The organism is Streptomyces hyaluromycini (assembly GCF_002217755.1).
GTDB classification, from domain to species: Bacteria; Actinomycetota; Actinomycetes; order Streptomycetales; family Streptomycetaceae; genus Streptomyces; species Streptomyces hyaluromycini.
The window spans coordinates 295,188-321,838 of sequence record NZ_BCFL01000024.1 but is presented as its reverse complement, the minus strand read 5'-3'; the positions used below and the strand labels follow the sequence as shown (position 1 = coordinate 321,838).

18 protein-coding genes are annotated in these 26,651 nt (G+C 73.8%); 11 read left to right on the top strand and 7 right to left on the bottom strand.

Annotated elements, in window-relative coordinates; translation table 11 throughout:
- A partial coding sequence (locus tag SSP29_RS56790) for a non-ribosomal peptide synthetase (protein WP_123060337.1) occupies positions 1 to 8,662 on the top strand: 8,662 nt, incomplete at its 5' end.
- Positions 8,663 to 8,728: 66 nt separating this feature from the next.
- The gene (locus tag SSP29_RS32180; protein ID WP_089104367.1) at positions 8,729 to 8,932 is read left to right on the top strand and encodes an MbtH family protein; all 204 of its coding nucleotides are present in this window, start codon (positions 8,729 to 8,731) and stop codon (positions 8,930 to 8,932) included.
- A gap of 58 nt (positions 8,933 to 8,990) precedes the next feature.
- Here SSP29_RS32180 and SSP29_RS32175 read toward each other — a convergent pair whose 3' ends face one another.
- The 3 genes from SSP29_RS32175 to SSP29_RS32165 form a co-directional block, all read right to left on the bottom strand.
- Positions 8,991 to 10,073: an iron-siderophore ABC transporter substrate-binding protein gene (locus SSP29_RS32175; protein ID WP_089104366.1), complete on the bottom strand. Its 1,083-nt coding sequence runs from the start codon at positions 10,071 to 10,073 to the stop codon at positions 8,991 to 8,993.
- Between the two features lie 90 nt (positions 10,074 to 10,163).
- Positions 10,164 to 11,978, bottom strand: coding sequence for an ABC transporter ATP-binding protein (locus SSP29_RS32170; protein ID WP_089104365.1), 1,815 nt, complete (start codon positions 11,976 to 11,978; stop codon positions 10,164 to 10,166).
- On the bottom strand, positions 11,975 to 13,672 hold the full coding sequence (locus tag SSP29_RS32165; protein WP_245883320.1) for an ABC transporter ATP-binding protein: 1,698 nt from the start codon (positions 13,670 to 13,672) through the stop codon (positions 11,975 to 11,977). Before SSP29_RS32165 ends, SSP29_RS32170 begins: the two co-directional genes overlap by 4 nt.
- A gap of 136 nt (positions 13,673 to 13,808) precedes the next feature.
- Between SSP29_RS32165 and SSP29_RS32160 the strand changes: the two genes are divergently transcribed.
- Both SSP29_RS32160 and SSP29_RS32155 read left to right on the top strand, forming a co-directional pair.
- Positions 13,809 to 14,507 (top strand): RNA polymerase sigma factor, encoded by a 699-nt coding sequence (locus SSP29_RS32160; RefSeq protein WP_150135311.1) that lies wholly within the window; start codon positions 13,809 to 13,811, stop codon positions 14,505 to 14,507.
- Complete coding sequence (locus SSP29_RS32155; RefSeq protein ID WP_089104364.1) at positions 14,504 to 14,737, top strand: hypothetical protein; 234 nt, start codon at positions 14,504 to 14,506, stop codon at positions 14,735 to 14,737. Before SSP29_RS32160 ends, SSP29_RS32155 begins: the two co-directional genes overlap by 4 nt.
- 34 nt (positions 14,738 to 14,771) lie before the next feature.
- Here SSP29_RS32155 and SSP29_RS32150 read toward each other — a convergent pair whose 3' ends face one another.
- Complete coding sequence (locus SSP29_RS32150; RefSeq protein ID WP_245883318.1) at positions 14,772 to 15,938, bottom strand: lactonase family protein; 1,167 nt, start codon at positions 15,936 to 15,938, stop codon at positions 14,772 to 14,774.
- A gap of 165 nt (positions 15,939 to 16,103) precedes the next feature.
- The gene (locus tag SSP29_RS32145; protein WP_089104363.1) at positions 16,104 to 17,768 is read right to left on the bottom strand and encodes a hypothetical protein; all 1,665 of its coding nucleotides are present in this window, start codon (positions 17,766 to 17,768) and stop codon (positions 16,104 to 16,106) included.
- Positions 17,769 to 17,996: 228 nt separating this feature from the next.
- On the opposite strand from SSP29_RS32145, the gene miaB reads away from it, so the two are divergent.
- The 3 genes from miaB to SSP29_RS32130 are packed head-to-tail and all read left to right on the top strand — an operon-like array spanning position 17,997 to position 20,605.
- Positions 17,997 to 19,532 carry a tRNA (N6-isopentenyl adenosine(37)-C2)-methylthiotransferase MiaB gene (miaB, locus tag SSP29_RS32140; RefSeq protein WP_089104362.1) on the top strand — a complete coding sequence of 512 codons (1,536 nt, stop codon included), beginning with the start codon at positions 17,997 to 17,999 and terminating at the stop codon, positions 19,530 to 19,532.
- 46 nt (positions 19,533 to 19,578) lie between these two features.
- Positions 19,579 to 19,869, top strand: coding sequence for a hypothetical protein (locus SSP29_RS32135; protein ID WP_089104361.1), 291 nt, complete (start codon positions 19,579 to 19,581; stop codon positions 19,867 to 19,869).
- Positions 19,870 to 19,879: 10 nt separating this feature from the next.
- Positions 19,880 to 20,605 carry a class III extradiol dioxygenase subunit B-like domain-containing protein gene (locus SSP29_RS32130; protein WP_089104360.1) on the top strand — a complete coding sequence of 242 codons (726 nt, stop codon included), beginning with the start codon at positions 19,880 to 19,882 and terminating at the stop codon, positions 20,603 to 20,605.
- A 147-nt stretch (positions 20,606 to 20,752) separates the two neighbouring features.
- Here SSP29_RS32130 and SSP29_RS32125 read toward each other — a convergent pair whose 3' ends face one another.
- Complete coding sequence (locus tag SSP29_RS32125; RefSeq protein WP_089104359.1) at positions 20,753 to 21,049, bottom strand: antitoxin; 297 nt, start codon at positions 21,047 to 21,049, stop codon at positions 20,753 to 20,755.
- A 33-nt stretch (positions 21,050 to 21,082) separates the two neighbouring features.
- Positions 21,083 to 21,367: a hypothetical protein gene (locus SSP29_RS32120; protein ID WP_150135309.1), complete on the bottom strand. Its 285-nt coding sequence runs from the start codon at positions 21,365 to 21,367 to the stop codon at positions 21,083 to 21,085.
- A gap of 183 nt (positions 21,368 to 21,550) precedes the next feature.
- Between SSP29_RS32120 and miaA the strand changes: the two genes are divergently transcribed.
- The 4 genes from miaA (at position 21,551) to SSP29_RS32100 (ending at position 26,618) form a co-directional block, all read left to right on the top strand.
- Positions 21,551 to 22,489, top strand: a complete 939-nt coding sequence (miaA, locus tag SSP29_RS32115) for a tRNA (adenosine(37)-N6)-dimethylallyltransferase MiaA (RefSeq protein WP_089104358.1) — start codon at positions 21,551 to 21,553, stop codon at positions 22,487 to 22,489.
- Positions 22,490 to 22,596: 107 nt separating this feature from the next.
- A complete protein-coding gene (locus SSP29_RS32110; protein ID WP_089104357.1) occupies positions 22,597 to 23,103 on the top strand; it encodes a hypothetical protein in 507 nt (168 codons plus the stop codon).
- A 147-nt stretch (positions 23,104 to 23,250) separates the two neighbouring features.
- Positions 23,251 to 24,114: a diaminopimelate epimerase gene (gene dapF, locus SSP29_RS32105; protein WP_089104356.1), complete on the top strand. Its 864-nt coding sequence runs from the start codon at positions 23,251 to 23,253 to the stop codon at positions 24,112 to 24,114.
- Positions 24,115 to 24,410: 296 nt separating this feature from the next.
- Positions 24,411 to 26,618, top strand: a complete 2,208-nt coding sequence (locus SSP29_RS32100) for a RelA/SpoT family protein (RefSeq protein WP_089104355.1) — start codon at positions 24,411 to 24,413, stop codon at positions 26,616 to 26,618.
- The last annotated feature ends 33 nt before the right edge of the window (positions 26,619 to 26,651 follow it).

Here is a 26,651-nt window from a genome sequence, read left to right as displayed (position 1 = left end):
CCCGACCGAGGCGTCCGTCGACGTCACGGCCATCGAGATCGGCCCCGGCGCGACGAGGGTTCCCATCGGCCGCCCGGTCTGGAACACCCGCCTGTACGTCCTCGACGCCGGCCTGCGCCCGGTGCCGCCCGGTGTCCCGGGCGAGCTGTATCTGGCGGGTGTGCAGCTGGCCCGCGGCTATCTGGACCGGCCCGGCCTGACCGCCGGGCGGTTCGTGGCGAACCCCCACGGGGCGCCGGGCGAGCGCATGTACCGCACCGGCGACCTGGCGCGCTGGACGGCGGACGGTACGGCCGAGTACCTCGGCCGTACCGACGACCAGGTGAAGGTGCGCGGCTTCCGCGTCGAGCCCGGCGAGATCGAGGCCGTGCTCGCCGCCCACCCGGCCGTCGCGCACGCCACGGTCACCGTGCACGGCCAGACGCTCGTGGCCCATGTCGTCCCCGCGGCGGGCCCGGTGGTGGCCGCGACCGCCCTGCACGCCCACGCCGCAGCCGTACTCCCCGCCCACATGGTCCCGGCCGCCTACGTCACCCTCGACGCGCTGCCGCTCACCCCGAACGGCAAGCTCGACCGCAAGGCCCTGCCCGCCCCCGAGTTCACCGCGGGCACGGGCGAGGGGACTCGGCCGCGTACCCCGCGCGAGGAGATCCTCGCCGCGGTGTTCGCCGACGTCCTGGGCCGCGAACGGGTCGGCGTGGACGACGACTTCTTCGCGCTGGGCGGCCACTCGCTGCTCGCCATGCGCCTGGTCAGCCGGGTCCGTACCGTACTCGGCACCGAACTGACGGTCCGCGCCGTCTTCGAGGCACCGACGGTGGCCCTGCTCGCCGCCCGCACCGACGCATCCGCCGCCGGGCCGCGTCCCGCGCTCGCCGACCCGCGCACGCGTCCCGCGCTGCTGCCGCTGTCCTCCGCGCAGCGCCGCCTGTGGCTGCTCGCGCAGGTCGACGGCGCGAGCACGGCGTACAACCTCCCGTCGGCCTGGCGGCTGACCGGCGCCCTGGACCGCGACGCCCTCCGGGCCGCCCTCGACGACCTGGCCGCCCGCCACACCCCCCTGCGCACCGTCTTCCCGACGGTGGACGGGGTCCCGCACCAGCAGACCCTGGCGGACGTCCAGGTCCCCCTGGAGACCGCACCGTTCGAGGAGCTGGCCGACCGGGCCGCGCACGTCTTCGACCTGGGACGCGAACTCCCGTTCCGGGCCACCCTGTTCGAGACCGGCCCCGACGAGCACGTGCTGCTGCTCCTGCTGCACCACATCGCCACCGACGAGTGGTCCGACCGCCCGCTGCTCGCCGACCTCGCCACCGCCTACGCGGCCCGGACCGCCGGGCGTACCCCCGACTGGGCGCCGCTGCCGTCGAGTTACGCCGACTACACGCTCTGGCAGCGCGACCTGCTGGCCGCGACCGAGACCGAGCTGTTCGCCCACTGGACCGACACCCTGCGCGGGCTGCCCGCCGAGCTGAACCTGCCCACCGACCGGCCGCGGCCCGCCGAGCCCACCGGGCGCGGCGGCACCACCGGCTTCGCCGTCCCGCCCGCCCTGGCCGGGGCCCTGCGTGGCCTGGCCCGCACCCACGGCGTCAGCATGTTCATGGTGGCCCAGGCCGCGGTGGCCGCGCTGCTGCACCGGCTCGGCGCCGGCGACGACATCCCGCTCGGCGCCCCGGTCTCCGGGCGCGCCGACGAGGCCCTCGAAGACCTGGTCGGGTTCTTCGTCAACTCCCTCGTCCTGCGCACGGACCTGTCCGGCGACCCCACCTTCGCCGAGCTGCTCGCCCGGGTCCGGGACACCGACCTGGCCGCCTACGAGCACCAGGACCTGCCCTTCGAACGGCTGGTGGAGGCTCTCAACCCCGAACGCTCCCTGGCCCGGCACCCGTTGTTCCAGGTGATGGTCGTCCACCTCGCGGGACAGGGCGAGGGTCCCGCGCTGCCCGGCCTCACGGCCCGCCGCGAGACCGTCGGGCAGGACAGCGCCAAGCTCGACCTCAGCTTCGACTTCGTCGAGCAGGGCGAGCGCATCGACGGCTGGATCGAGTACAGCGCCGACCTCTTCGACGAGCGGACCGCCGGACTCCTCGCCCGCCGCCTGGAGTCTCTGCTGGCCCAGGTCGCCGCCGACCCCGGCCGTCGCGTCGGCACACTCGACGTGCTGCGCGAGGACGAGCGGGCCCGTGTCCTCACCGGCTGGAACGACACCGCCAGGGCCGTCCCCGACCGCACGCTCCCCGAGCTGTTCCGCGCCCAGGCGGCCCGCACACCCGCCGCCACGGCCGTCGTCTTCGAGGACACCGCACTCACCTACGCCGAACTCGACCAGCGCGTCGAACGGCTCGCCCGCACCCTCGCCGCGCACGGCGCTCGCGCCGAGACGACCGTCGCCGTCGCCCTGCCGCGCTCCGTCGCCCTCGTGGTGACCCTGCTCGCCGTGCACCGCGCGGGCGCCGCCTACCTGCCCCTCGACACCGGCTACCCGGCCGAGCGGCTGGCGTACATGCTCACCGACGCCCACCCGGCCTGCCTGGTCACGGCGGAGGGTGTCGCGCTCCCGGACACCGGCACACCCCGCCTCACGGTGGCCGCCGACGGCACCCCCGACCACCCGGCCGACGCCCCCCTGCCCACCGCCCACGACCCTCGCCACCCCGCCTACGTCATCTACACCTCCGGCTCCACCGGCCGCCCCAAGGGCGTCACCGTCCCGCACCGGGGCATCGCCAACCGCCTGCTGTGGATGCAGGACACCTACCGCCTCGGCGCGGCCGACCGCGTCCTGCAGAAGACCCCGGCGGGCTTCGACGTGTCGGTGTGGGAGTTCTTCTGGCCGCTGATCACCGGCGCCACGCTGGTCGTCGCCCGGCCCGAGGGGCACCGGGACCCGGCCTACCTGGCCGCCCTGATCCGGCGCGAGCGCATCACCACGGCCCACTTCGTGCCGTCCATGCTGCGCGCCTTCCTCGACGAGCCCGCTGCCGCCGACCGCACCGGCCTCCGCCAGGTGATGTGCAGCGGCGAGGCCCTGCCCGCGCCGCTGGCCGCCAGGTTCCGTCAAGTCCTGCCGGACAGCCGTCTGCACAACCTCTACGGCCCGACCGAGGCGTCCGTCGACGTCACCGCGACCGAGATCGTTCCGGGCGCGACGGGCGTGCCCATCGGCCGCCCGGTGTGGAACACCCGCACCTATGTCCTCGACGCCGGCCTGCGCCCGGTGCCGCCCGGTGTCGCCGGCGAGCTGTACCTGGCGGGCGTCCAGCTGGCCCGCGGCTATCTCGGCCGCCCCGGCCTCACCGCCGAGCGGTTCGTCGCCGACCCGTACGGCCCGGCGGGCAGCCGCATGTACCGCACCGGCGACCTGGCCCGCTGGACGGCCGACGGCGAGCTGGAGTACCTCGGCCGCACCGACGACCAGGTCAAGCTGCGCGGCTTCCGCATCGAGCTCGGCGAGATCGAGGCCGTGCTCGCCGCCCACCCGGCCGTCGCGCACGCCACCGTCGTGGTCCGCGACGACCGGCTGGTGGCGTACACCGTCCCGGCCCCCGACGCCCTGGCCGCCGACGCCCCCGTCCCGGTCCCCGGTGTTCCAGGGCGCACGACGGCCGACGCCGCCGCCCTGCGCGCCCACGCCGCGGCCGCCCTGCCCGAGTACATGGTCCCGGCCGCGGTGGTCACCCTCGACGCCCTCCCGCTCACCCCGAACGGCAAGCTCGACCGCCGTTCCCTGCCCGCCCCGGACTTCGCCGCCGAGGTGACCGGCACCCGGCCGCGGACCCCGCTGGAGGAGTCCCTGGGCGCCCTCGTCGCCGAGGTGCTCGGACTCGAACGGGTCGGTGTCGAGGACGACTTCTTCGCCCTGGGCGGGGACAGCATCGTCGCCATGCAACTGGTCGCCCGGGCCCGCGCCGCCGGGCTGGCGTTCAGCCCGCGCGACGTGTTCCGCCACAAGTCGGTGGCGGGGCTCGCCGCGGTGGCGTCCAGGGCCCTGGACGAGCGGGACGACACCGCCGCCGTCCTGCTCGACCTCACCGACGCCGAACGCGCCGAGGTCGCCGCCCTGCCCGCCGGCACCGATGTGCTGCCCCTCTCCCCGCTCCAGGCCGGACTGCTCTTCCACGCGGCCCTGGACTCCGGCGACGAGGGACCGGACGTCTACACGGTCCAGATCTCCTACGACCTCGAAGGCCCCGTCGACGCCGACCGGCTGCGCGCCGCCGCGCAGGACCTGCTCGACGCCCACGAGAACCTGCGCAGCGGCTTCCGCCACCTCTCCTCCGGACGCCCGGTGGCCGTCGTACCGCGCACCGCCGTGCTGCCCTGGCGGCAGCTCGACCTCACCGGCGGCGCAGGCGGGGAGGAGGCCTGGACGCGGCTGCTCGGGCAGGAGCGGCGCCGCTTCGACCCCGAACACCCGCCGCTGCTGCGCCTGTTGCTGGCCCGCACCGGCCCGGACCGGCACCGCCTCGTGCTCTCGCACCAGCACCTGCTCCTCGACGGCTGGTCACTGCCGCTGCTCACCGCCGAACTCTGGACGCGCTACGAGGGCCGCACCCCGGCCCCGCCCGCCCCCTACCGGGAGCACCTGCGGCTGCTGGCCGCCCAGGACCCGGCCGCCTCCGTCGCCGCCTGGAGCGAGGCGCTCTCCGGCCTCGCCGAACCCACCCGGCTCGCGCCCGCCGACCCCGACCGGGCCGCCGCCGTCCCGCACACCCACACCGTGGAGCTGGACACCGGCCGCACGGCGGAGCTGGAGGCGTTCGCCCGGCGCTCGGGCGTCACCGTCAACACCCTCGTACAGGCGGCCTGGGGCGTGCTGCTCGGCCGGCTCACCGGACGCGACGACGTGGTGTTCGGCGCCACCGTCGCGGGCCGCTCGCCCGAACTCGCCGGATCCGAGGCGATGATCGGCCTGTTCATCAACACGATCCCGGTCCGGGTGCGGATCCGCCCCGAGGAGAGCACGGCCGCCCTGCTGGAACGGGTCCAGGACGAGCAGTCCCGGCTCATCGCCCACCAGCACCTCGGCCTCGCCGACATCCAGCGCACCGCCGGGCTCGGCGAACTCTTCGACACGCTCGTGGTGTTCGAGTCGTATCCGGTGGCGGAGCCGGAGGGCGAGACCGGGGACGCGCCGCGCGTCACCGTCCGCGACCACCAGGACTCCACCCACTACCCGCTGGCCTGGGCGGTCGAGCCCGCCGAACGGCTGCGGGTGACCGCCGAGTTCCGCTCCGACCTGTTCGAGGCGGCCACCGTACGGCGGATCACGGACGCCCTGACCGGCCTGCTGACCGGCATGGCCGCCGACGCCGAGCGCCCCGTCGGCCGACTCGACCCGCTCGGCTCCGCCGACCGGTACACCGTGCTGGAGACCTGGAACGACAACGCTCTCCCGGCCGCCGAACGCCCCGGCACGGTACCGGCGCTGTTCGCCGCCCAGGCCGCCGCCACCCCGGACGCGGTCGCCGTCACCGACGGCCGTACCACCTGGACCTTCGCGGAACTCGACGCCCGAAGCACCGAGTTGGCGCGCGTCCTGGCCGGGCACGGCGCCGGACCCGAGCGGACCGTGGCCCTCGCCCTGCCCCGCACCGCCGACCACATCGCCGCGATCCTCGCCGTGCTGAAGGCGGGCGCCGCCTATCTGCCGCTCGACCCCGACCTGCCCGACGCCCGCCTCACCGGCATGCTCGCCGACGCCCGCCCGGTGCTGGTCCTGGCCACCGCCGAGACCGCCGGCACACTGCCCTCGACGGACGTCCCCGTCCTGCGGCTCGACGCCCCCGCGGACGGCCTTCCCCAGGCCGAACCCATCGCCCCCGGCCCCGACCACCCCGCCTACGTCATCTACACCTCCGGCTCCACCGGCCGTCCCAAGGGCGTCGTCGTCACCCACCGCGGAGTCGCCAACCTCTTCCACAGCCACCGCCACGACCTGCACGACCTCGCCAAGGAGCGCACCGGACGGCGCCATCTGCGGGTCGGGCACGCCTGGTCGTTCTCCTTCGACGCCTCCTGGCAGCCGCAGCTGTGGCTCCTCGACGGGCACGCCCTGCACATCGCCGACGACGACACCCGCCGCGACCCCGAACTCCTCGCCGCCTTCATCCGCGACCGGGGCATCGACTTCATCGAGGTCACCCCGTCCCTGCTCGCCCGGATGGCCGACAGCGGCCTGATCGGCCCCGGCGGCGAGTGCCCGCTCGCGCTGGTCGGCTTCGGCGGCGAGGCCGTACCCGAGTCGCTGTGGAGCAGGCTCGCCGCGCTCCGCGACACCGAGGCGGTCAATCTCTACGGCCCCACGGAGGCCACCGTCGACGCCCTCGTCGGCCGGGTCGGCGACAGCGCCCGCCCGGTCGTCGGGCGCCCCGTCCACCACTCCCGCGCCTACGTCCTGGACACCGCCCTGCGCCCGGTCCCGCCCGGCGTCACCGGCGAGCTGTACCTGTCCGGACCGGGCCTGGCCCGCGGCTACCTCGGCCGGCCCGACCTCACCGCCGAACGCTTCGTCGCCGACCCCTTCGGGCTGCAGGGTGCCCGTATGTACCGCACCGGCGACCTGGCCCGCTGGACCGAGGACGGGCTCCTGGAGTTCGCCGGCCGCACCGACGACCAGGTGAAGATCCGCGGCTACCGGGTCGAACTCGCCGAGATCGAGGCCGCGTTGGGCACCCACCCGGCGGTCGCGCAGAGCGTCGTCGTGACCCGCGAACACCGGCCCGGGGTCCGGCAGTTGATCGCCTACGCGGTCTCGGAGGACGCCGACGGCACGGATGGCGCGGAGTTGCGCGCCCACGCCGCCGCCCGACTGCCCGACTACATGCTCCCGGCCGCCGTGGTCGTCCTGGAGCGGCTGCCGCTGCTCTCCAACGGCAAGCTCGACCGGGCCGCCCTGCCCGCCCCCGACTTCACCGCGGCGGGCGGCGGCCGGGCCCCGGAGAACGACACCGAGCGCGCCCTGCGCGCCCTGTTCGCGGACGTCCTCGGCCTGCCCGCCGAGGCGATCGGCACGGACGACGACTTCTTCGCCTTCGGCGGGGACAGCATCGTCGCCATGCAGTTCGTCGCCCACGCCCGCTCGGGCGGCCTGCGGGTCACCCCCCGCCAGGTCCTCCAGCACCGCACGGTCGCCGCCCTCGCCGCCGTCGCCGTCCCGCTGGGCGCGGGCGACCGGCGGGCCACGCACGACGACGGCACCGGCACCGTCCCGCTCACCCCGATCATGCGCGCCCTGCTCGACCGCGGCGGCCCCGTCGCCGCCTACCACCAGGCGGCCCTGCTGCGCACCCCGGCGGACCTCACCGAACCCGGCCTGCTGGCCGTGCTCGGGGCGCTCGCCGCCCGGCACGACATGCTCCGGGCCCGGCTCGTCCGCACCCCGGAGGCCGCGCTGTCGGTGCCCGCGGCGGGCGACACCGACGTACGGACCTGGCTCACCCGGGTCGACGTACGCGAGGCCGTCACGTCCGAGGCCGTCACGTCTGAGGCCGTCACGTCCGCGCCCGTCACGTCCGAGCCCGTCACGGACGAGGCCGCGCTGCGGGACGCCGTCGCCCGCCACGCGCCGACCGCCCTGGCGGGGCTAGACCCCGAGGCCGGGGCGATGGTGCGGGCGGTCTGGTTCGACGCCGGCCCTGACCGGCCCGGACGGCTGCTGCTCCTCGTCCACCACCTGGTGGTCGACGGCGTCTCCTGGCGCGTGCTGCTGCCCGACCTGGCCACCGCCTGGGCGGCCGTCCGTGGCGGCCGCACCCCCGAACTGGCGCCGGTGGAGCTGTCGTTCGCCCGCTGGTCACGGCTGCTCGGCGCCCGGTCCTGCGAACCGGCCGCCGAGGACGAGCTGCCCTGGTGGACCTCCGCCCTCGCCGCGGGCGCAGGGCTGCCCCTGGCCCGCCCGCTCGACCCGGCACGGGACACCGTCGCCACCACCCGCCACCTGTCCCTCTCCCTGCCCGTCACCCTCACCGGCCCGCTGCTGAGCCGGGTCCCGGCCGCCTTCGGGGCGAGCGTCAACGACGTCCTGCTCACCGCGTTCGCCCTGGCCGTCGGCGACTGGCGGGCCCGGACCCTGGGCGCGGAGCACGCCGGAGGCCCGGTCCTGGTCGACCTGGAGGGCCACGGCCGCGAGGAGGAACTCGCGGGCGACGCCGACCTGTCCCGCACGGTCGGCTGGTTCACCAGCGTCGTCCCGGTACGGCTCGACCCCGGTGAGTCCGGTCCGGCGGCCCTGGGCGGCGGACCCGCCCTTGACGCGGCCGTGGCCCGGGTCCGCGACCACCTCACGGCCCTGCCGGCGGCCGGCATCGGCCACGGCCTGCTGCGCCGGCTCAACCCGGCGACCGGCCCGCTCCTCGCCGAACTCGCCGAACCCCAGATCGAGTTCAACTACATGGGCCGCTTCGACCGCCCCGCGGCCGCCGACTGGTCCTACGCCGCCGAGGAGGACGCCGCCGACCTCGACGCCGACGCCGGCATGCCGATGTCCCACGCGCTCACCCTCAACGCCCTCACCGAGGACCGCCCCGAGGGGCCGGAACTCAGCGCCCACTGGGCGTACGCGGCCGGGCTCCTCACCGAGGACGCGGTCCGGGAGCTGGCCGAGACCTGGTTCCGGGCGCTGGAGGCGGTGGTGCGCCGTGCGGACGAACTGACCTGACCCCACAACGCTGTGACTTCATCAGGCCATCAGACCATCAGACTGGAAAGGCAAGGATCCGCTGACATGAGCAACCCGTTCGAGAACCCCGACGGCGTCTACTCCGTCCTCGTCAACGACGAGGGCCAGTACAGCCTGTGGCCCGACTTCGTGGACGTACCGGCCGGCTGGACGGTCGTCCACGGCCCGGCGGCCCGGCAGGAGTGCCTGGACCACATCGAGACGCACTGGACGGACATGCGGCCCAAGAGCCTCGTAGACGGCTCCTGACAGACAAAAAGAAAGGGGGGTGGATCCGGTCTCCCGGATCCACCCCCCTTCGTCTGCGTCACGACGCCGGCTGCTCGACCTTCGTGGCCGCCTTGCCGTCCACCGCCGCCGCCAGCTGCGGCACCAGGCGGTCCAGGACGTAGGGGATGCTCAGCACGGTCGACAGGGACACCGCGTTGCCGTAGTCGCTGGTCTCCTTGATGTAGACCTCACGGCCCTGCTTCACCACGTTCAGATCGCCGTAGACCGGGTCGCTGTGCAGCTTGGTGACCGACGTGGTGGTGTCCGGCGCGATCCACACGGCCACGTCCTGGTCGAGCAGGTCGTAGCGCTCCTTGCTGATCTGGGCGCCGAACTGGTCCCCGATCACCTTGTCGAGGTCCTTGGGCAGCGTGAAGCCGAGGTCGGACAGGAGCCGGGAGCGCGGGTCCTGGCTGCCGTAGACGAACACGCCCTGGTACGGCGTCGCCATGACCGCCGTGGCCTTGGCGAACGCGGGGTTGGCCTGCTCGGCCGCCGCGAACTTGGCCTCGACACCCGAGACCAGCGTCTTGGCCTCGTCCGCCTTGCCGAGCGCCTGCCCGATCTCCTCGGTCTGCTGCTGCCACGGCACGCCGTAGTCGTTGTACTCCTTCGGCTGGGCCACCACCGGCGCGAACTTCGACAGGCTCTCGTACTGCGCCTTGGTCAGCCCCCCGTACACGGCGAGGATCAGATCGGGCCTGAGCGCGGCGATCTTCTCCACCTGCGGGCCGGTGCCGGTGTCCTTGAGGACGGTCGGCGCGGCGGCGCTGCCCAGCTTGTCCTGGGCCCACGGGCCGATCGCGCCCTTGTAGCCGCCCAGCCACTCGGTGGTGCCGACCGGGACCTTGCCGAGGGCCAGGACGGCGTCCTGGTCAGTGAGGCCGACGGTCACGATCCGCTTGGGTTCGGACGTGATGGTCGTACTGCCGAACTTGTGGGCGATCGTCACGGGGAACGCGCCGGCGGCCGCGGACGAGCCCTCCTTCGCGGCCGCGGACGAGCCGGAGACGTTGTCGGAGCCGGAGTCGGTGGAGCCGCAGGCGACCGCCGTCGCCGTGAGCAGGAGTACGGAGGCGAGCAGGCCGGTGAGCCTGGACACTCTGGTGGCGCGGGGCATCGGCTGATCCTTCTGGTCTTGGCCGTTCTCGGCTGTTCTCGGCTGTTCTCTGCGATGGGACCGGCGGGGGGCGGCTTGGTCTTCCGGGGATCAGTGGGGGGCGGCGGGGGAGCGGTGGTCCGACCAGGCCTGCCAGAGGGCGGCGTACCGGCCCCGGGCGGCGAGGAGTTCGCCGTGGGTGCCCTCCTCCACCACCCGGCCGTCGCTCAGCACCACCACCCGGTCGGCCGCGGCGGCCTGACTGAGGCGGTGCGCCACGACCAGCGCGGTACGGCCCCGCAGCGCCTGCTCGGCGGCCTCGTCGAGCAGCCGGGCACCGGAGCTGCCCGCCTCGGCGGTCGCCTCGTCGAGCACGACGACCGGGGGATCGGCCAGCAGCAGGCGGGCCAGGGCGAGTTGCTGGGCCTGGTCGGCGGTGAGCCGGTGCCCGCCGTCGCCGACGACCGTGTCCAGCGCCTCCGGCAGCGCCTCGGCCCAGCCGAGGGCGCCCACCGTGGCCAGCGCGTCCCGCAGCTCCTCGGCGCTCGCGTCCGGGCGGGCCAGGCGCAGGTCGTCGGCGAGCGGGCCGGCGAAGACGTGCACCTCCTGGGTGACGAGCCCCACCAGGCGGCCGGAGCCGTCCGGTTCGGCGCCGCCGACGTCGACCCGGCCGGCCTCCGGGCGGTGCAGTCCCGCCACCAGCCGCGCCAGGGTCGTCTTGCCCGCGCCCGTGGTGCCGACCAGCGCGACCCGCTCCTTGGGCCGCACCTCCAGGTCGACGCCGTGCAGCACCGGACGGCCGGGCACGTACGCGTGCGAGACCCCGGTCAGCGTCACGGTCGGATCGCCCGCCACACCGGTCGTACGACCGTCCGGGTGCTCGTCCGCAGCGGGCGCCGGCTCGTCGACGACCCCGACCAGCCGGGCCAGTCCCGCCGTCGCCGACTGGGCGTCGTCAAGGAGCACCAGCGCGGTGTTGACCGGCCCGAAGAGGCTGTGGAAGTAGAGCGCGGCGGCCGTCGCCGTACCGACCGACGCTGAGCCGGACCGGACCAGCAGGAACCCGGTGACCAGCACGGCGGCGAGGCCCACGTACTCGGCGATGTGCAGCCGGCTGTAGAAGCGCAGCACCAGCCGCACCCCGCGCATCGTCAGCTCCACCGCCGCCCGCGAGCGCTCGGTGACCCGGCGGGTGTGGTCGTCCTGCAGCCGGTACGCCCGTACCGTCCGCGCCCCGCCGATGGTGTCCAGCAACTGCTGCTGCTGGGACCCGGTGGCGATCCGCTCCTGCGCGTACAGGGGCACGGCGTTGCGCACGTACCAGCGGGCGGTGTGCGCCTGCACGGGCACCGCGAGCAGCGCGGCCAGCAGGAACCGCCAGTCCAGCAGGGCGAGGGCGGCCAGGGTCAGCACGATCGACAGCGCGGAGCGGGCGAGTTCGGGCAGGGCGGTGCGGACCGCGTCGGCGACCCGGGAGACGTCCCGGGTGACCCGGGCGTTGAGGTCGCCGGAGCCCGCCCGCTCCAGTCGCTCCAGGGGCAGCGACAGGGCGCGTTCCACGAACAGTTCGCGCAGCCGGGCGAGCGCGGTCTCGCCGAGCCGGGACACCAGGGACATGCCCAGCGCGGTGGTGAGACCCTGCACCGCGGCGACCCCGGCGAGCGCGAGGACGGGCCGGGTGAGCGCGTCGGGGGAGCGGTGCTCGGTGACCACGTCCACGATGTGCCCGAGCAGCGGCTGGGTGAGCAGTCCGACGGCCGTGGCGACCATCAGGGTGCCGAAGCCGGCGGCCGCCAGCTTCCGGTCGGGCCGCAGGAGTTCGCGTACGGCCGCGCGGGTGCGGGCGGGCGTGGCCGTGGGCAGCAGGTCGCGCTCGGCGCCGTCGGGCCCTGCGGTGCTGTCCGGCCCTGCGCTGACGTCCGTCATGCCAGTACCGCCGTCCGGTAGGTCTCATGGGTCCGGGCGAGTTCCGCGTGGGTGCCCTCGGCGCCGACCCGGCCGCCGTCCAGCAGCACCACCCGGTCGGCGACGGAGAGCAGCGCCGGGCTGTTGGTCACCACGACCGTCGTACGGCCCTGCCTGAACTCCCTGAGCCCCTCGGCGATCCGGGCCTCGGTGACCGCGTCCACCGCGGTCGTCGGATCGTGCACGACCAGGACGGGGGGTCCGGCCCGCAGGGCCCGCGCCAGCAGGACCCGCTGCCGCTGCCCGCCGGACAGGGAACGCCCGCCCTCGCCCACCCCGGTGGCCGCGCCGTGCGGCAGCGAGCGGACCACCTCGTCGGCGTCGGCGGCGGCCAGGGCGCGTGCCGTCAGCGTGTCGTCGGCCGTGCCCGCGGGGACCACGTTGCCGGCGAGGGAGCCCTCGAACAGCGCGGCGTCGTGCGCGGCGACCAGCACCGCGGCCCGCAGCCGGGCCGGGTCCAGCCGGGTCAGCGGCACGCCGTCCAGCTCGACCGAGCCCGCTTCCGGGTCGGCCTCCCGGCCCAGGCAGCTCAACAGGGCCTCGGCGCAGGCCGGATCCGTCACCGCGATCCCGGTCAGCCGCCCGGCGGGCACGTCGAGGTCCACACCGTCGAGGCCGCCGAGCCGTACCCCGCGCAGCCGCAACTCCCCGCGCACCGCGTCCGGAACCGGCTCGTCGCCGCCCGTGACGGCGGGCCCCGCGGAGAGCACCTCGGCGATCCGGGCGGCGGAGGCACGCCCCTGCGCCAGTTCGGCGTTGACCCAGGCGAACGTCTCCAACGGTCCAAGGAGGAACAGCGCCAGGCCGACGGCCGAGACCAACTGCCCCAAGGTGAGGGAGCCGTCGAGCGCCAGCCGGCCGCCCACCCAGGCGATCAGCGCGATGAACCCGCCGGTGAGGGCCAGTACGAGCCCGGTCTGCCACGACTCGGCCCGCGCCGCGCGCAGGGTGGCCGCGAGGGAGACCTGGCTGGTGCGGCGGTAGCGCTCGACCGCGGCCCGCTGCGCGCCGAGCCCCTTCAGCACCCGCAGCCCGGCCACCAGGTCGGCCGCGACCCCCGCCGCGCCCGCGGCCCGGTCCTGCTCGGCCGCGCTGCGCCGCTCCAGGGGCTTGCTGAGCAGATGCCCGAGCCACAGCAGCACGGGAGTGCCCAGCAGCACGATCAGACCGAGCGGCACGGACGTCAGCAGCAGCGCCACGGCGCTCACCGCGATGCCGGCGACCGCCCAGATCCCGCTCATCAGCGCCATGTTGACCGCTCCGACGCGCTTGGCGTCCTCGGTGGCGACGTTGGCCAGCTCACCGGAGAGCCGGTCCGCCTCGGCGCCGCCCCGCGGGTCGAGCACCCTGCGCACGACCGCCAGCCGGAGCTCGTGGGCGGCCTCCTCGGCCCCGCGTTCCCCGGCCCGCGCGCCCAGCCGGAAACTCCACGACAGGCACACGTACAGGACGGCCAGCACGGCCAGCCACAGCACCAGACGCCCGGCGTCGCGCCCGGCCACGGCCTGGTCGACGACGACGCCGATGAGCACGGGGACCAGGGCCTCCCCGAGCTGGTGCACACAGCCGAGCGCCGCGCCGAGAGCGACCCGCCGCCCCTGTCCTTTGACCGAGCTCGCCAGGACGTCCCGCCCCGACAGTTCCCCTGATCCCACCGGCCACCCTCCGGAAGCGGTCAACTTAGGCAAGGCTACTCTAAGTAAATGTGGTGGCGTCAATCCCCGTATCCCCACCACGCCTTGCCGCCACCGGCCCCCGCGAGCCCCGCTCGCGGCGCTTACGATGGGGCCCATGGGGTCGGTGACCAGACATGAGCAGGGCGAGCCGGCGCGGGAGCCGGCCGCGGCGCCCGCCGACGCGGCGCACGCGTTCGACCCGGTCTCGGCCTCCTGGGTGCGGGGCCTGTCCTCGGCCGGGGCCGCCTACGAGCAGACCTGCACCCGGCTGCACGGCGAGCTTCTGCGGATCGCCAGAAGGGAACTGGCCAGACGGCGTTCCCGGTACGGCTTCGAAGGACCCGAGGTCGACGACCTCGCCCACCAGGCCGCCGCGGACGCTCTCCTCGCCATCACCAGGAAGGTCGGCGACTTCCGCGGGGAGAGCCGGTTCACCACCTGGGCCTACCGGTTCGTCGTCCTGGAGGTCTCGGCGAAGATCGGCCGCCACTTCTGGCGCACCCGGCGGGCGGAACTCGACGGCGAGGACTGGGACCGCCTGCCCGACCGGCTCGGCGCCGACCCCGCGGACTCGTCCGCGGCACGCGCCCTGGCCGCCGCCGTGCGCGCGGCGGCGGACCAGGTACTGACGCGCCATCAGCGCCGGGTCTTCGTGTCGCTGGTCCTCGACGCCGTACCGCTGGACACGCTGGTCCTGGAACTCGGGACCAGCCGGAACGCCGTCTACAAGACGATGTTCGACGCCCGGCGCAGGCTGCGCGACCATCTCGTGGCGCAGGGCTATCTGGACGAGATCCCCGGGAGGCGGTCATGACGGAGCCGGACCGGCTCTCCGCGCGGGCGTCGCTGGAGAGGTTCCTGACCACGGACCCGAGGGACGTGGGCTGCGACGAGGCGCTGCGCGTGCTCCATGTGTACGTGGAGCTCAAGGCCGCGGGAGACGATCCCGAGCTCCACTGGCCGGGTGTCTCGGCGCACCTGCTCTCCTGCGGCCCCTGCGACGAGGACTACCACGGGCTGCTCGCCGCCGTGCTGGGCACCTGAACCCGGGCCCGGCACGACGGCGAGCGGCCTGCCGTCAGGAGGCGGCGATGCCCTCGCCGCCGACAGCGTCGGGGACGACGACCGAACCCACCCGGGTCAGTGAGCCGTCGCCGTTCACGCGGAACTCGTCGACGCCGCCCTCCTTGCCGGTCTGCGCGTACAGGAAGCGGCCGTCCGAGGAGACGTCGGCGTCCACCGTGCCGGCACCGGTCGCGGTGGTGCCGACCGCCGTGAGCGAACCGTCCGCGCCGACCCGCAGGCCGGACAGCGTGCCGCTGCCCGCGTTGGAGGCGTACACGTGCGCGCCGTCCCGGGCGATCCAGCAGGTCGCCGCCTGACCGGTCGCCACCTCCGAGACCTTCGTCAGCCGCAGGTCCGCACCGATCCGGAAGGTGGCCACCGAGTTGGTGCCCGCCTCGGTCACCACCAGCCGCCCCCGGGCGTCGAAGGTGAAGCCGAAGGGGACCGCGCCGGGAGTGGCGGTGACCACGGGCCGGGCCGCGATGCCGGTCCGGTGCACCGGGAACACGTCTATGGTGTTGGCGCCGGCCTTCGTGGTCACCACCAGCGCGCGGCCGTCCGGGGTGAAGGCGAGCTGCCCGGGGGTGTGCGTGAACTGGGGCGTGGCGGCCGGGTCCAGGCCGAGGGAGCGGTGCCAGGAGGGCACCTTCACCAGCGAGCCGTGCACGCTCCGGAAGCCCTGCACGGAGCCGCCGCCGAGCGCGTTGAGCACGTACACCAGGTCACCGTGGACGGCCACGCTCACCGGGAAGTCGCCTCCGGACGAGACGATCTGACGACGGATCAGCTTGTCGCCCCGGACCGAGAACACCGTGACCGTGTCGCTGCCGGCGTTCACGGTGTACAGCAGACCCTGCGCCCTGTCGTATGTCAGCGACCCCTGCGAGGCGAGGTGGTCGACCGCCGAGCCGTCCAGGACGCCGCCCAGCCCGCCGGTCCGGTACACGCCGCCGCGGTGCAGCGTGCCGTCCGCGGCACGGCTGTAGGCCACCACGGCGTTGCCCGTCACCCCGTCGGTCTGCACGAACACGGCCCCGGGGGTGCCGCCCGGGTACGCCGAGGCGGATCCGGCGCCCAGCGCGAGAGACACCCCGGCGGCCGCCATCACGGCGACCGCCGCGACGGCCTTCGACCTCATGCCCACCGTCTTCATGGCCACCGTCTTCATGTCCATCGTCATGTTCCTGCGCTCCTGTCGACGCGGCGGCATCGGCCGCCGGCACTGATGCGAGACCTGCCTCGGCCTCACACCAGATCCGCGTCGCCGGCACCGCCGTCCTTTCCGGACCCGGCCCGCACGAAAGATCTCCGTAAGAACTCGGCGCCGGGACAGGAGGACGGCGGTTCAGCGGACGTCGACGTAGTCGGTGACCCTGGCGCTTCTGAGGTAGTGGTCACCGGTCTGGCGGTTGACGGCGAGGGCATAGGTGCCGTCCCGCTCGGCGCTCACCATGCCGACGAGGTGGCCGTGCTTGTCGGTGTCCAGGTCGCAGACGTAGTGGTAGGTGCTGGAGCCGCGGGGCTTGAAGTAGAGGCTGGGTGAGCCGCCGTAGAGCGGCTTCCAGGTGGCGCCCTTCTTGTACTGCAGGGTGCCGGCGAAGCTGATCGGCTGCCCCTTGCGGACCGGGTCGGGGGAGGCGTGGAAGCCGGTGATGCGGGTGGCGTAGCGATAGAGGTGCACGGGCTTGGTGGTGCTGGTGCCCAGGTCGGGGTTGCCGTCGAAGCGGGCCCGCCAGTAGGCGTCGGTGTCCGGCGCGGTGAGGGTGCGGTCGAACCACTCCTGGAACAGGGGCTTGTTGTAGCGGATCGGGAGCGGCACGGTGGCGGCGTTCTTCCAGCCGGTCTTGCCGTCCTTGGAGTACTGCAGGGTGACGGTGGGCTTGGCGGGCCAGTGGGCGCGTGCCTCTTCGTAGTAGACGTAGCCGTAGGTCGGCATGGACCCGTCGTCCTTGAGGGACGCGGTCAGGTCGATGTGGGTGGTGTAGGCGACGTGGAGGCTGAAGGGTTGGGTGGCGATCTGCTGGAAGGGCGAGCCGTCGGCGCCGGCGATGAGGTCGGCGCTTGGGGCGGGGCTGTTCGAGGAGACGCGCAGGGTGTAGTCGCCCCGGCTGTCGGTGGTGGTCTGGCCGGCCACGATCCTGGAGTCCAGGAGGGTGATCGTGGTGTGCGGCAGCGGCTGCCAGCCGGAGGTGGTCTGGATCTCCGCGTGACCGGTGACGGTTCCGGTGGCGCCCTGCTTCAGGTTCAGGGCGTGCGTGCTCGCCGAGAAGCGGACCGGTGCCTGGGTGGTGTGCAGGTCCTGGGGGTACGTCGGCAGGTCGATCGCCCCCGGGTGGCTGTCGGAGGCCTGGGGTATGGCGGACAGTGTGTCGAAGGGCATGGTGGGGAGGAAGGCGGTGGTGAAGCGGCCGTCGGCGCCGGCGGTCGCGGTCGCGGTCGTCCGGCCGCGCACGGTGTAGACGCCGACGGGCGTGCCCTCGGCGGGAGCCGGGGTGCCGGGGTCGCGGGGATCCCGGGCGACGACCGTGCCGCTGACGGAGACCTCTTGGTGGAGGTAGTCCGGCACGCTCGGGGTGGTGGTGAGATCGGAGATCGTGACGATGGTCCGGTACCGCAGGGGGTGCGGGGACAGCGCACCGGTGACGGTGGCGCCGGAGGCGTCCTGCAGATCGACGGTGACCCGGTAGTCGCCGAGTGCCGCCAGGTGGACCGGCGCCCGCCAGACTCCGGACCGGGCGTCCTCCCCCGAGTACTGGGTGAAGTCCTCGGTCGATCCGGCTTCGGCTGCCCCGTCCGGCGCGTCCAGCGGATAGAAGTGGGCCGTGATGCGGGTGAGCGGGCTGTCGGAGTGCGCCGTCACAAAGAGCAGACCCGGCTCGTCCCAGCCGTCGGCGTCGGACAGCACGGGACCGCCGCCGGTCCCGTCCGCCCGGGCGGGAGAGAGCCCCGTGAACAGGGAGGCGGACAGCGCGGTCGCGGTGGCTGCCGCCAGGAAGGTGCTGCGTCTCATGGTGTCCCCCCAGAGAATTCGGTGCACTGCGACCGGGAGCGCAAGGACCCGAGAGAGGTTCCCCCCGGCGCTCCCTGGTCGGTCAAGTGATCGAGAACTCTAGTGGTGTGCTGTGACATGCCTGTGCATGGGTGTGCCGCCGCACCATGATCAGAGGCTTTCCCCCTGGAACCCCGGCCCCGGGACGGGTGGGGACAGGGTTCCGGGAACAGCGCCTACCCTTGACGCATGACCAGGAGCAGCGACCGGAGCCCCGCAGTGGACGTAGTGGACGTATCAGCACCCAAGACCTATGAAGTCCGTACCTACGGGTGCCAGATGAACGTCCACGACTCCGAGCGATTGTCCGGGCTGCTGGAGGAGGCCGGGTACGTGCGCGCCCCCGAGGGGTCCGACGGCGATGCCGACGTCGTCGTCTTCAACACGTGCGCGGTCCGGGAGAACGCCGACAACCGGCTGTACGGCAACCTCGGCCGGCTCGCGCCGAGGAAGGCGGAGCGGCCCGGGATGCAGATCGCGGTCGGCGGCTGCCTGGCGCAGAAGGACCGCGACACCATCGTGCGCAAGGCCCCCTGGGTCGACGTCGTCTTCGGCACGCACAACATCGGCAAGCTGCCGGTCCTGCTGGAGCGCGCCCGCGTCCAGGAAGAGGCCCAGGTCGAGATCGCCGAGTCGCTGGAGGCCTTCCCCTCCACCCTGCCGACCCGGCGCGAGAGCGCCTACGCGGCCTGGGTCTCCATCTCCGTCGGCTGCAACAACACCTGCACCTTCTGCATCGTCCCGGCCCTGCGCGGCAAGGAGAAGGACCGCCGCACCGGCGACATCCTCGCCGAGATCGAGGCCCTGGTGGCCGAGGGTGTCTCCGAGATCACGCTGCTCGGGCAGAACGTCAACGCGTACGGCTCCGACATCGGCGACCGCGAGGCCTTCAGCAAGCTGCTGCGCGCGTGCGGGAGCATCGAGGGCCTGGAGCGGGTGCGGTTCACGTCCCCGCACCCCCGTGACTTCACCGACGACGTGATCGCGGCCATGGCCGAGACCCCGAACGTGATGCCGCAGCTGCACATGCCGATGCAGTCCGGCTCGGACACCGTCCTGAAGGCGATGCGCCGCTCGTACCGGCAGGAGCGCTACCTCGGGATCATCGAGAAGGTGCGGGCCGCGATCCCGCACGCGGCGATCACCACCGACATCATCGTGGGCTTCCCCGGCGAGACCGAGGAGGACTTCGAGCAGACGATGCACGCCGTGCGCGAGGCCCGCTTCACGCAGGCCTTCACCTTCCAGTACTCCAAGCGGCCCGGCACCCCCGCCGCGACCATGGAGAACCAGATCCCCAAGGAGGTCGTCCAGGCGCGCTACGAGCGTCTCGTCGCCCTCCAGGAGGAGATCTCCTGGGACGAGAACAAGAAGCAGGTCGGCCGCACCCTGGAGCTGATGGTCGCCGAGGGCGAGGGCCGCAAGGACGGCGCCACCCACCGCCTCTCCGGCCGCGCCCCCGACAACCGCCTGGTCCACTTCACCAAGCCGGACCAGGACGTCCGCCCCGGCGACGTCGTCACGGTCGAGATCACCTACGCCGCCCCGCACCACCTCCTCGCCGAGGGCCCGGTGCTCGGCGTACGGCGCACCCGCGCCGGCGACGCCTGGGAGAAGCGGAACGCGGCCGAGACCGCCAAGCCGGCGGGCGTGCTGCTGGGGCTGCCGAAGATCGGCGTACCGGAGCCGCTGCCGGTGGCGACCGGGGGCTGCGCGGCGCACTGAGGACCCGCCATACTCCTCACGTCGATCAGGAGCCGGGGGGCGGAGCATGGCGCGCTGGGTGGTTGTCGTGCAGTTCGGGAACGGGGACTACTACAAGGTCGAGGAGGTCACCCGCTTCGAGAGCACCCCGGAGCAGGCCAGGGCCACCCTGTACGAGGTCGCCTGCACCCACCGTCCACGCGCGGGCCTGCGCCAGCAGCGCCGTGAGGTGTTCCGGGTGGGGGACGGGGACGCGTACTACGTCCACATCGCCGGGATGATGTCCACGCACCGTGTGTTCTACCGGCTGGCGGAACTGGCGTGGAGCACCGGTGCCGCGTCCGCCTACCCGCAGTAGGCTGCCGATCATGCTTGTCGCAGCCGCCGTCTGTCCCTGCCCGCCCGTCCTCGTCCCCGAGGTCGCAGCAGGAGCCGCGCCGGAGCTGGACGCCACGCGTGCCGCCTGCGCCGACGCGCTCGGGGTGCTCGCCGCCGCCCGGCCCGACCTCCTGGTGGTGGTGGGGCCCGCCGAAGAGCCGGGACGGGGGGTGTTCCCCCAGGGCAGCCGGGGCACCTTCCGGGGCTTCGGGGTCGAGGTCGACGTACGGCTGGGCAGTGGCGCGGCCGGTGGGCGGGACGCGGCCGGTGAGCGTGAGCTGCCGCCCTCGCTCGCCGTCGCCGCCTGGCTGCTGGAGCGCACCGGCTGGGCCGACGCCCCCATCGAGGGGCTCGGCGTCGGCGAGCCCCTGGAGGCCGAGCGGTGCGTCCGGGCCGGCCGGGAGATCGCCGGCCGGGTCGCGCGGGTGGCGATGCTGGTCATGGGCGACGCCAGCGCCTGCCGCACCCTCAAGGCGCCGGGCTACCTCGACGAGCGGGCGGCCCCCTTCGACGCCGAGGTCGCCCGGGCGCTCGGCGCGGCCGACATCACGGCGATCAAGGCCCTCGACGCCGGCCTGGCGGCACAGCTCAAGGCCGCCGGCCGCGCCCCCTGGCAGGTCCTGGCCGGCGCGGCCGAGGACGCGGACCTCGCCGGGGCCCTGCTCCACGACGACGCACCGTACGGCGTCTGCTACCTGGTCGCGACCTGGTCCTGAGCGCCGGCCGTACCGCGCCCGGTCCCGGCCGTACCGCGCCCCGTCCCGACTGCCCGCGCCCCGTCCCGACCGCCCGCCGAAACGGCGGACGGCCGGGAGTCGGGTGACTCTCGGCCGTCCGCCGATCCTCTCCGGGACCCGCCCGGCTCACGAAGCCGACGGCGGTCCCTCCGGCCGGGTCGGGGTGGTGGGGTCGGGCGCCGGACCACCCGTACCGCCCATGGCGTCCGGGTGCACAAACCGGTCCACGGCGCCCTTGGCCCTGCCCGTACCCGTCTGGATCTTGTCGCTGTACTTGCCCTTGGTCTTCTCGTCGACGACCCGCGCGGCCTTGTCGATGCCGTGCTGAAGTTTGTCGACCTTGTCCTCGTGCTGCTGCGCGAGATGAGAGGCCTTGTCCTTGGCCGGGGCGAGCTTGGCCTTCAAATTGTCCAAAAGACCCATGGTTACCTTCCCTATGGCTTCCCTCGCGGGCCGTTATGTGCGGGCGCCCTCGCCGGCCTCGTTGTCGGCGGCCTCCTTGGCGGACTGCTGCTTGGGGATCTCGGTGCTCTCGGCGGCGACCGCGGCACGCTCCGTCTCCGTGCTCGCGTCCGCGCTCCGGCCGTCGTCCTCGCCCGAGCCCTTCGCCGCCGCCTCGGCCGCCTCCTCCGCCGCGTTCTCCGGTCCTGGCCCGTCCGGCTCGGCACCGGCGGGCACCTTGGCGTCCGGCTCTTCCGACGCCTTCGGCTTCTTCCCAAGGAACCATGCAAAAACGCCCATATCCACTCCATACGTTACTCGTGCGAGCGAAATCCCGCGTGACCCCGGTGCGTCCGATTGCGCCGGACCGGTCTCCGCCTCTCGCCGGCGGTGGCGGGAACCTCGCAACGGGCAACGAAGCCGGACACGCTCCGTCACGTAACTCGTTCGAGACCCGCCTCCGAGGTTTGCGAGACTGGTGCGGTGAGCAGCGCACCCCCCGCCCCCCGTGTCATCGCCGTCGTCGGCCCCACCGCGGCCGGAAAGTCCGACCTAGGCGTCTTCCTGGCCCAACGGCTCGGCGGGGAGGTCGTCAACGCCGACTCCATGCAGCTGTACCGGGGGATGGACATCGGCACCGCCAAACTGACGCCCGAGGAGCGCGGCGGCGTCCCGCACCACCTGCTCGACATCTGGGACGTGACCGTCACCGCCTCCGTCGCCGAGTACCAGCGGCTCGCCCGCGCCCGCATCGACGCCCTGCTCGCCGAGGGCCGCTGGCCGGTGCTGGTCGGCGGCAGCGGGCTGTACGTCCGCGGCGCCGTCGACAACCTGGAGTTCCCCGGCACCGACCCCGAGGTCAGGGCCCGGCTGGAGGACGAGCTCGCGCTGCGCGGCTCCGGCGCCCTGCACGCCCGGCTGTTCGCGGCCGACCCCGAGGCGGGCCGCGCGATCCTGCCCAGCAACGGCCGCCGTATCGTCCGTGCGCTGGAGGTGATCGAGATCACCGGGCGCCCCTTCACCGCCAACCTGCCCGGTCACGACTCGGTCTACGACACCGTCCAGATCGGCGTCGACGTGGCCCGCCCCGAGCTCGACGAGCGCATCGCGCTGCGCGTCGACCGGATGTGGGAGGCCGGGCTCGTGGACGAGGTGCGCACACTGGAGGCGCACGGGCTGCGTGAGGGACGCACGGCGTCGCGCGCGCTCGGCTACCAGCAGGTGCTGGCGGCGCTCGCGGGCGAGTGCACGGAAGCGGAAGCGCGGGCCGAGACCGTCCGTGCCACCAAGCGCTTCGCGCGCCGCCAGGATTCATGGTTCAGGCGCGATCCCCGGGTGCACTGGTTGAGTGGGGCCGCAGCGGACCGCGAGGAACTTCCGCGGCTGGCCCTGGCGTTGGTCGAACGACCGGTCACAGCCTGATCACGTCATTGCATCGGGATGCGCCACAGGTCATCGAGGCCTCCGGCGCCGTGCCATCATCGAGCTTCGATCGCAAGTGGAGTCCTAGGTTGGGAGGGCGCGTGGCGATGGAGGCCGGCCCTCGCGACACCGCACAAGACACCGAGCACGTCGCAGTCGGGGCCAGTGAGGCAGTGGAGGCCGAGGACCGGCTGAGCTCCGACGGTCCGGACGACACGGTGGGCGGCGGCGTCACCGCCGACGGCCCCGAGCCGGAGGAGATGTTCGCGAGCGGCCCCGAGGTCGAGGTGGAGCTCCGCCCGCAGCGCCGACTGCGCCTGTGGCAGCTGGCCCCCATCGTGGGCCTGGCCGCGGTCGGCTCCCTGATGTTCGCCTTCCCGCTGGCCTTCGACTTCGGCGACAGCGGCGCGGTGATCGCGATGCTGGGCCTGCTGATCTGCTCCTGCGCGGCGGGCTGGGGAATGATGGCGGCGAGGAAGGTCGGATACACCTGGCCCGGCCTCCCGGCGAGGGGCTCGGGCCGCAGGCCCGACTGGCGCGTGGTGATCGGCTACGTGGTCCTGGTGGCGATCGTGGCCGTCCTGGCGGTGTGGCGGGTAGCGCGCCTGCGCTGAAGTAGGGCTGTGCTGAAAACGCCCCCCGCTGGAGCGCCCCGTCAGGGGCGCGGGGCTGTATCGACATGAGGCTCCGCCGCGTGGGCGCGACCAGCCCCCACCCACCCGCACCCGAAGCGCCACCCATTCCTCCTCTACCCTCGAAGAATGAGCATCCCCTTCCTCAAGGGCCACGGCACCGAGAACGACTTCGTGATCGTCCCGGACCCCGACAACGCCCTGGACCTCACCCCGGCCGCCGTAGCCGCCCTCTGCGACCGCCGCGCCGGCATCGGCGCCGACGGCGTGCTGCACGTCGTACGGTCCGCCGCGCACCCGGAGGCCGAGGGGATGGCCGCCGACGCCGAGTGGTTCATGGACTACCGCAACGGCGACGGCTCGATCGCCGAGATGTGCGGCAACGGCGTCCGCGTCTTCGCCCGCTACCTCCAGCACGCCGGCCACGCCACGGAGGGTGACCTCGCCGTCGCCACCCGCGGCGGCGTCAAGACCGTGCACATCGCGAAGGACGGTGACATCACCGTCGGCATGGGCAGCGCCCGCCTCCCCGAGGGCGACGTGACCGTGCGCGTCGGCGACCGCACCTGGCCCGCGCGGAACGTGAACATGGGCAACCCGCACGCCGTCGCCTTCGTCGAGGACCTCGCCGACGCCGGTGACCTCTACAGCCCGCCCCCCTTCAGCCCGCCGTCGGCCTACCCCGAAGGGGTCAACGTCGAGTTCGTCGTCGACCGCGGCCCCCGCCACGTCGCGATGCGCGTGCACGAGCGCGGTTCCGGCGAGACCCGCTCCTGCGGCACCGGCGCCTGCGCGGTCGCCGTGGCCACCGCCCGCCGCGACGGCGCCGACCCCGCCGTCACCGGCGCCCCGGCGACGTACACCGTGGACGTGCCCGGCGGACGGCTCGTCATCACCGAGCGGCCCGACGGCGAGATCGAGATGACCGGCCCCGCAGTGATTGTCGCCACGGGCGAGATCAGCACGGAGTGGCTGGAAAACACCGTCCGTTGAGCTGACTGCACGTCGTAAACCGTGGTCCGGGCGGTGGTCCAACACCCGGATCCACGGCCCGCGTTGCCACGGTGGCGAAAAACGTCGGCCACCCCCCGAACAGGTGGCGCAAAATCGTAAACCTCGAAATCGTCGCTCGATTGGGTGATCCGTTTCACGCTCGGCGGGAGCCGGTCAATCGGGCGCGATGGGCTCGGTAGCATCAAGCACCGGCACGGACGGGGGAACGTCGCCAATCCCTGAGCCGCGTATGCCCTGGGGCCCCGTCCGCCGGTCCACGAGCCGGAGGTGTGCCCATGAGTGCGGAGGCCACGAACCCTGCGACGCCCGGTCCTGCAGCGCCCGCAGCGGCGGTCCGCAGGAAGGCCCGCCCCCGGATCGACCTGCGTCGGCTCGGCCGGGCCGCGCTGCTCGGCAACGCCGCCCGCGGCAAACTCCCCGATGCCATCGGCCATGTCGCCGAGGCGCACCGCGCCCACTATCCCGACGCCGACCTCGAACCCCTGCGCCACGCCTGGGTCCTGGCCGAGTCCTCGCACCGCGGCCAGATGCGCAAGAGCGGCGAGCCGTACATCACCCACCCCCTCGCGGTCACCCTGATCCTCGCCGAACTCGGCGCCGAGACGACGACCCTGACGGCGTCTCTGCTGCACGACACCGTCGAGGACACCGATGTGACGCTCGACCAGGTGCGGGAACAGTTCGGCGAGGAGGTCCGTTATCTGGTCGACGGGGTGACGAAACTCGAGAAGGTCGACTACGGGGCCGCCGCCGAACCCGAGACGTTCCGCAAGATGCTCGTCGCCACCGGCAGCGACGTCCGGGTGATGTCGATCAAGCTCGCCGACCGTCTGCACAACATGCGCACCCTCGGCGTGATGCGCCCCGAGAAGCAGGCCCGCATCGCCAAGGTCACCCGTGACGTGCTCATCCCGCTCGCGGAGCGGCTCGGCGTGCAGGCGCTGAAGACCGAGCTGGAGGACCTGGTCTTCGCCATCCTGCACCCCGAGGAGTACGAGCACACCAGGGAGCTGATCGCCGAGAACGCGGCCCGCTCCGGCGACCCGCTCGCCGAGATCGCCGACGAGGTCCGCGGAGTGCTGCGCGAGGCCGACATCCCGGCCGAAGTCCTCATCCGGCCCCGGCACTTCGTGTCGGTCCACCGCGTCAGCCGCAAACGCGGCGAGCTGCGCGGCGCCGACTTCGGCCGCCTCCTCGTGCTGGTCAACGAGGACGCGGACTGTTACGCCGTCCTCGGCGAACTGCACACCTGTATGACCCCGGTGGTCTCGGAGTTCAAGGACTTCATCGCGGTACCGAAGTTCAACCTGTACCAGTCGCTCCACACGGCGGTCGCCCGCGCCGACGGACAGGTCGCCGAAGTCCTCATCCGCACCCACCAGATGCACAAGGTCGCCGAGGCCGGCGTGGTCGCCCTCGGCAACCCCTACGCCCCGGCCGCCGACGCCCCGGCCGCGGAGACCTCCGCCGCCGGCCCCTCGGCCGCCGGCGCTCCTGCCACCGGCGCTCCGGCCACCGGTACGCCCGGCTCCGACTCCCCGGAGGACGGCGAGCGTGCCGACCCCACCCGCCCCGGCTGGCTCTCCCGCCTCCTCGACTGGCAGAAGGCCGCACCGGACACCGACACCTTCTGGTCCACCCTGCGCGAGGACCTCGCCCAGGACCGCGAGATCACCGTCTTCCGCCCCGACGGCGGCGCCCTCGGCCTCCCCGAGGGCGCCACCTGCGTCGACGCCGCCTACGCCCAGTACGGCGAGGACGCCCACGCCTGCATCGGCGCCCGCGTCAACGGCCGCCTCGCCACCCTCAGCACGGTCCTCAGGGACGGCGACACCGTCCAGCTCCTGATGGGCCAGGACCCGGCCTCCGAGCCCTCCCGGGAATGGCTGGAGCACGCCCACACCCCGGCGGCCCGGATCGCCATCCAGCGCTGGCTCGCCGCCCACCCGGACCGTGCCGAAGAGCCGCCGGACCCTGTCCCCAGCCGTCCCGTACTCGACCCCCCGGCCCCCGGCAGCGCTCCCAGCAGCGCCCCCCGGACCGCCAGCGCCGTGGTCGCCGACCGCCCCGGCGCGACCGTACGGCTCGCCGGCTGCTGCACCCCCGTACCGCCCGACGAGGTCACCGGCTTCGCCGTACGCGGGGGAGCGGTCACCGTGCATCGCGTGGAGTGCGCCTCGGTGGCGCACATGAAGAGCTCCGGGCGCCCTGAGGTGGCCGTGAGCTGGGGCGACAGCACGGCCTGCCGGGTCACCCTGGTCGCCGAATCGTTCGGTCGCCCCCATCTGCTCGCCGACCTCACCGAGGCGATGGCCCAGGAGGGCGCCGAGATCGTCTCGGCGACCGTGGAACCCCCCAGCCAGCAGCGCGTCCGCCACACGTACACCGTGGAGCTCCCCGACGCGGCCCACCTGCCCGCCCTGATGCGCGCGATGCGCAACGTGCCAGGCGTGTACGACGTCGGCCGAGCGCAACACCAGTGACCTACTCGTTCGAGTGGATCGGTCGCGCGTCAC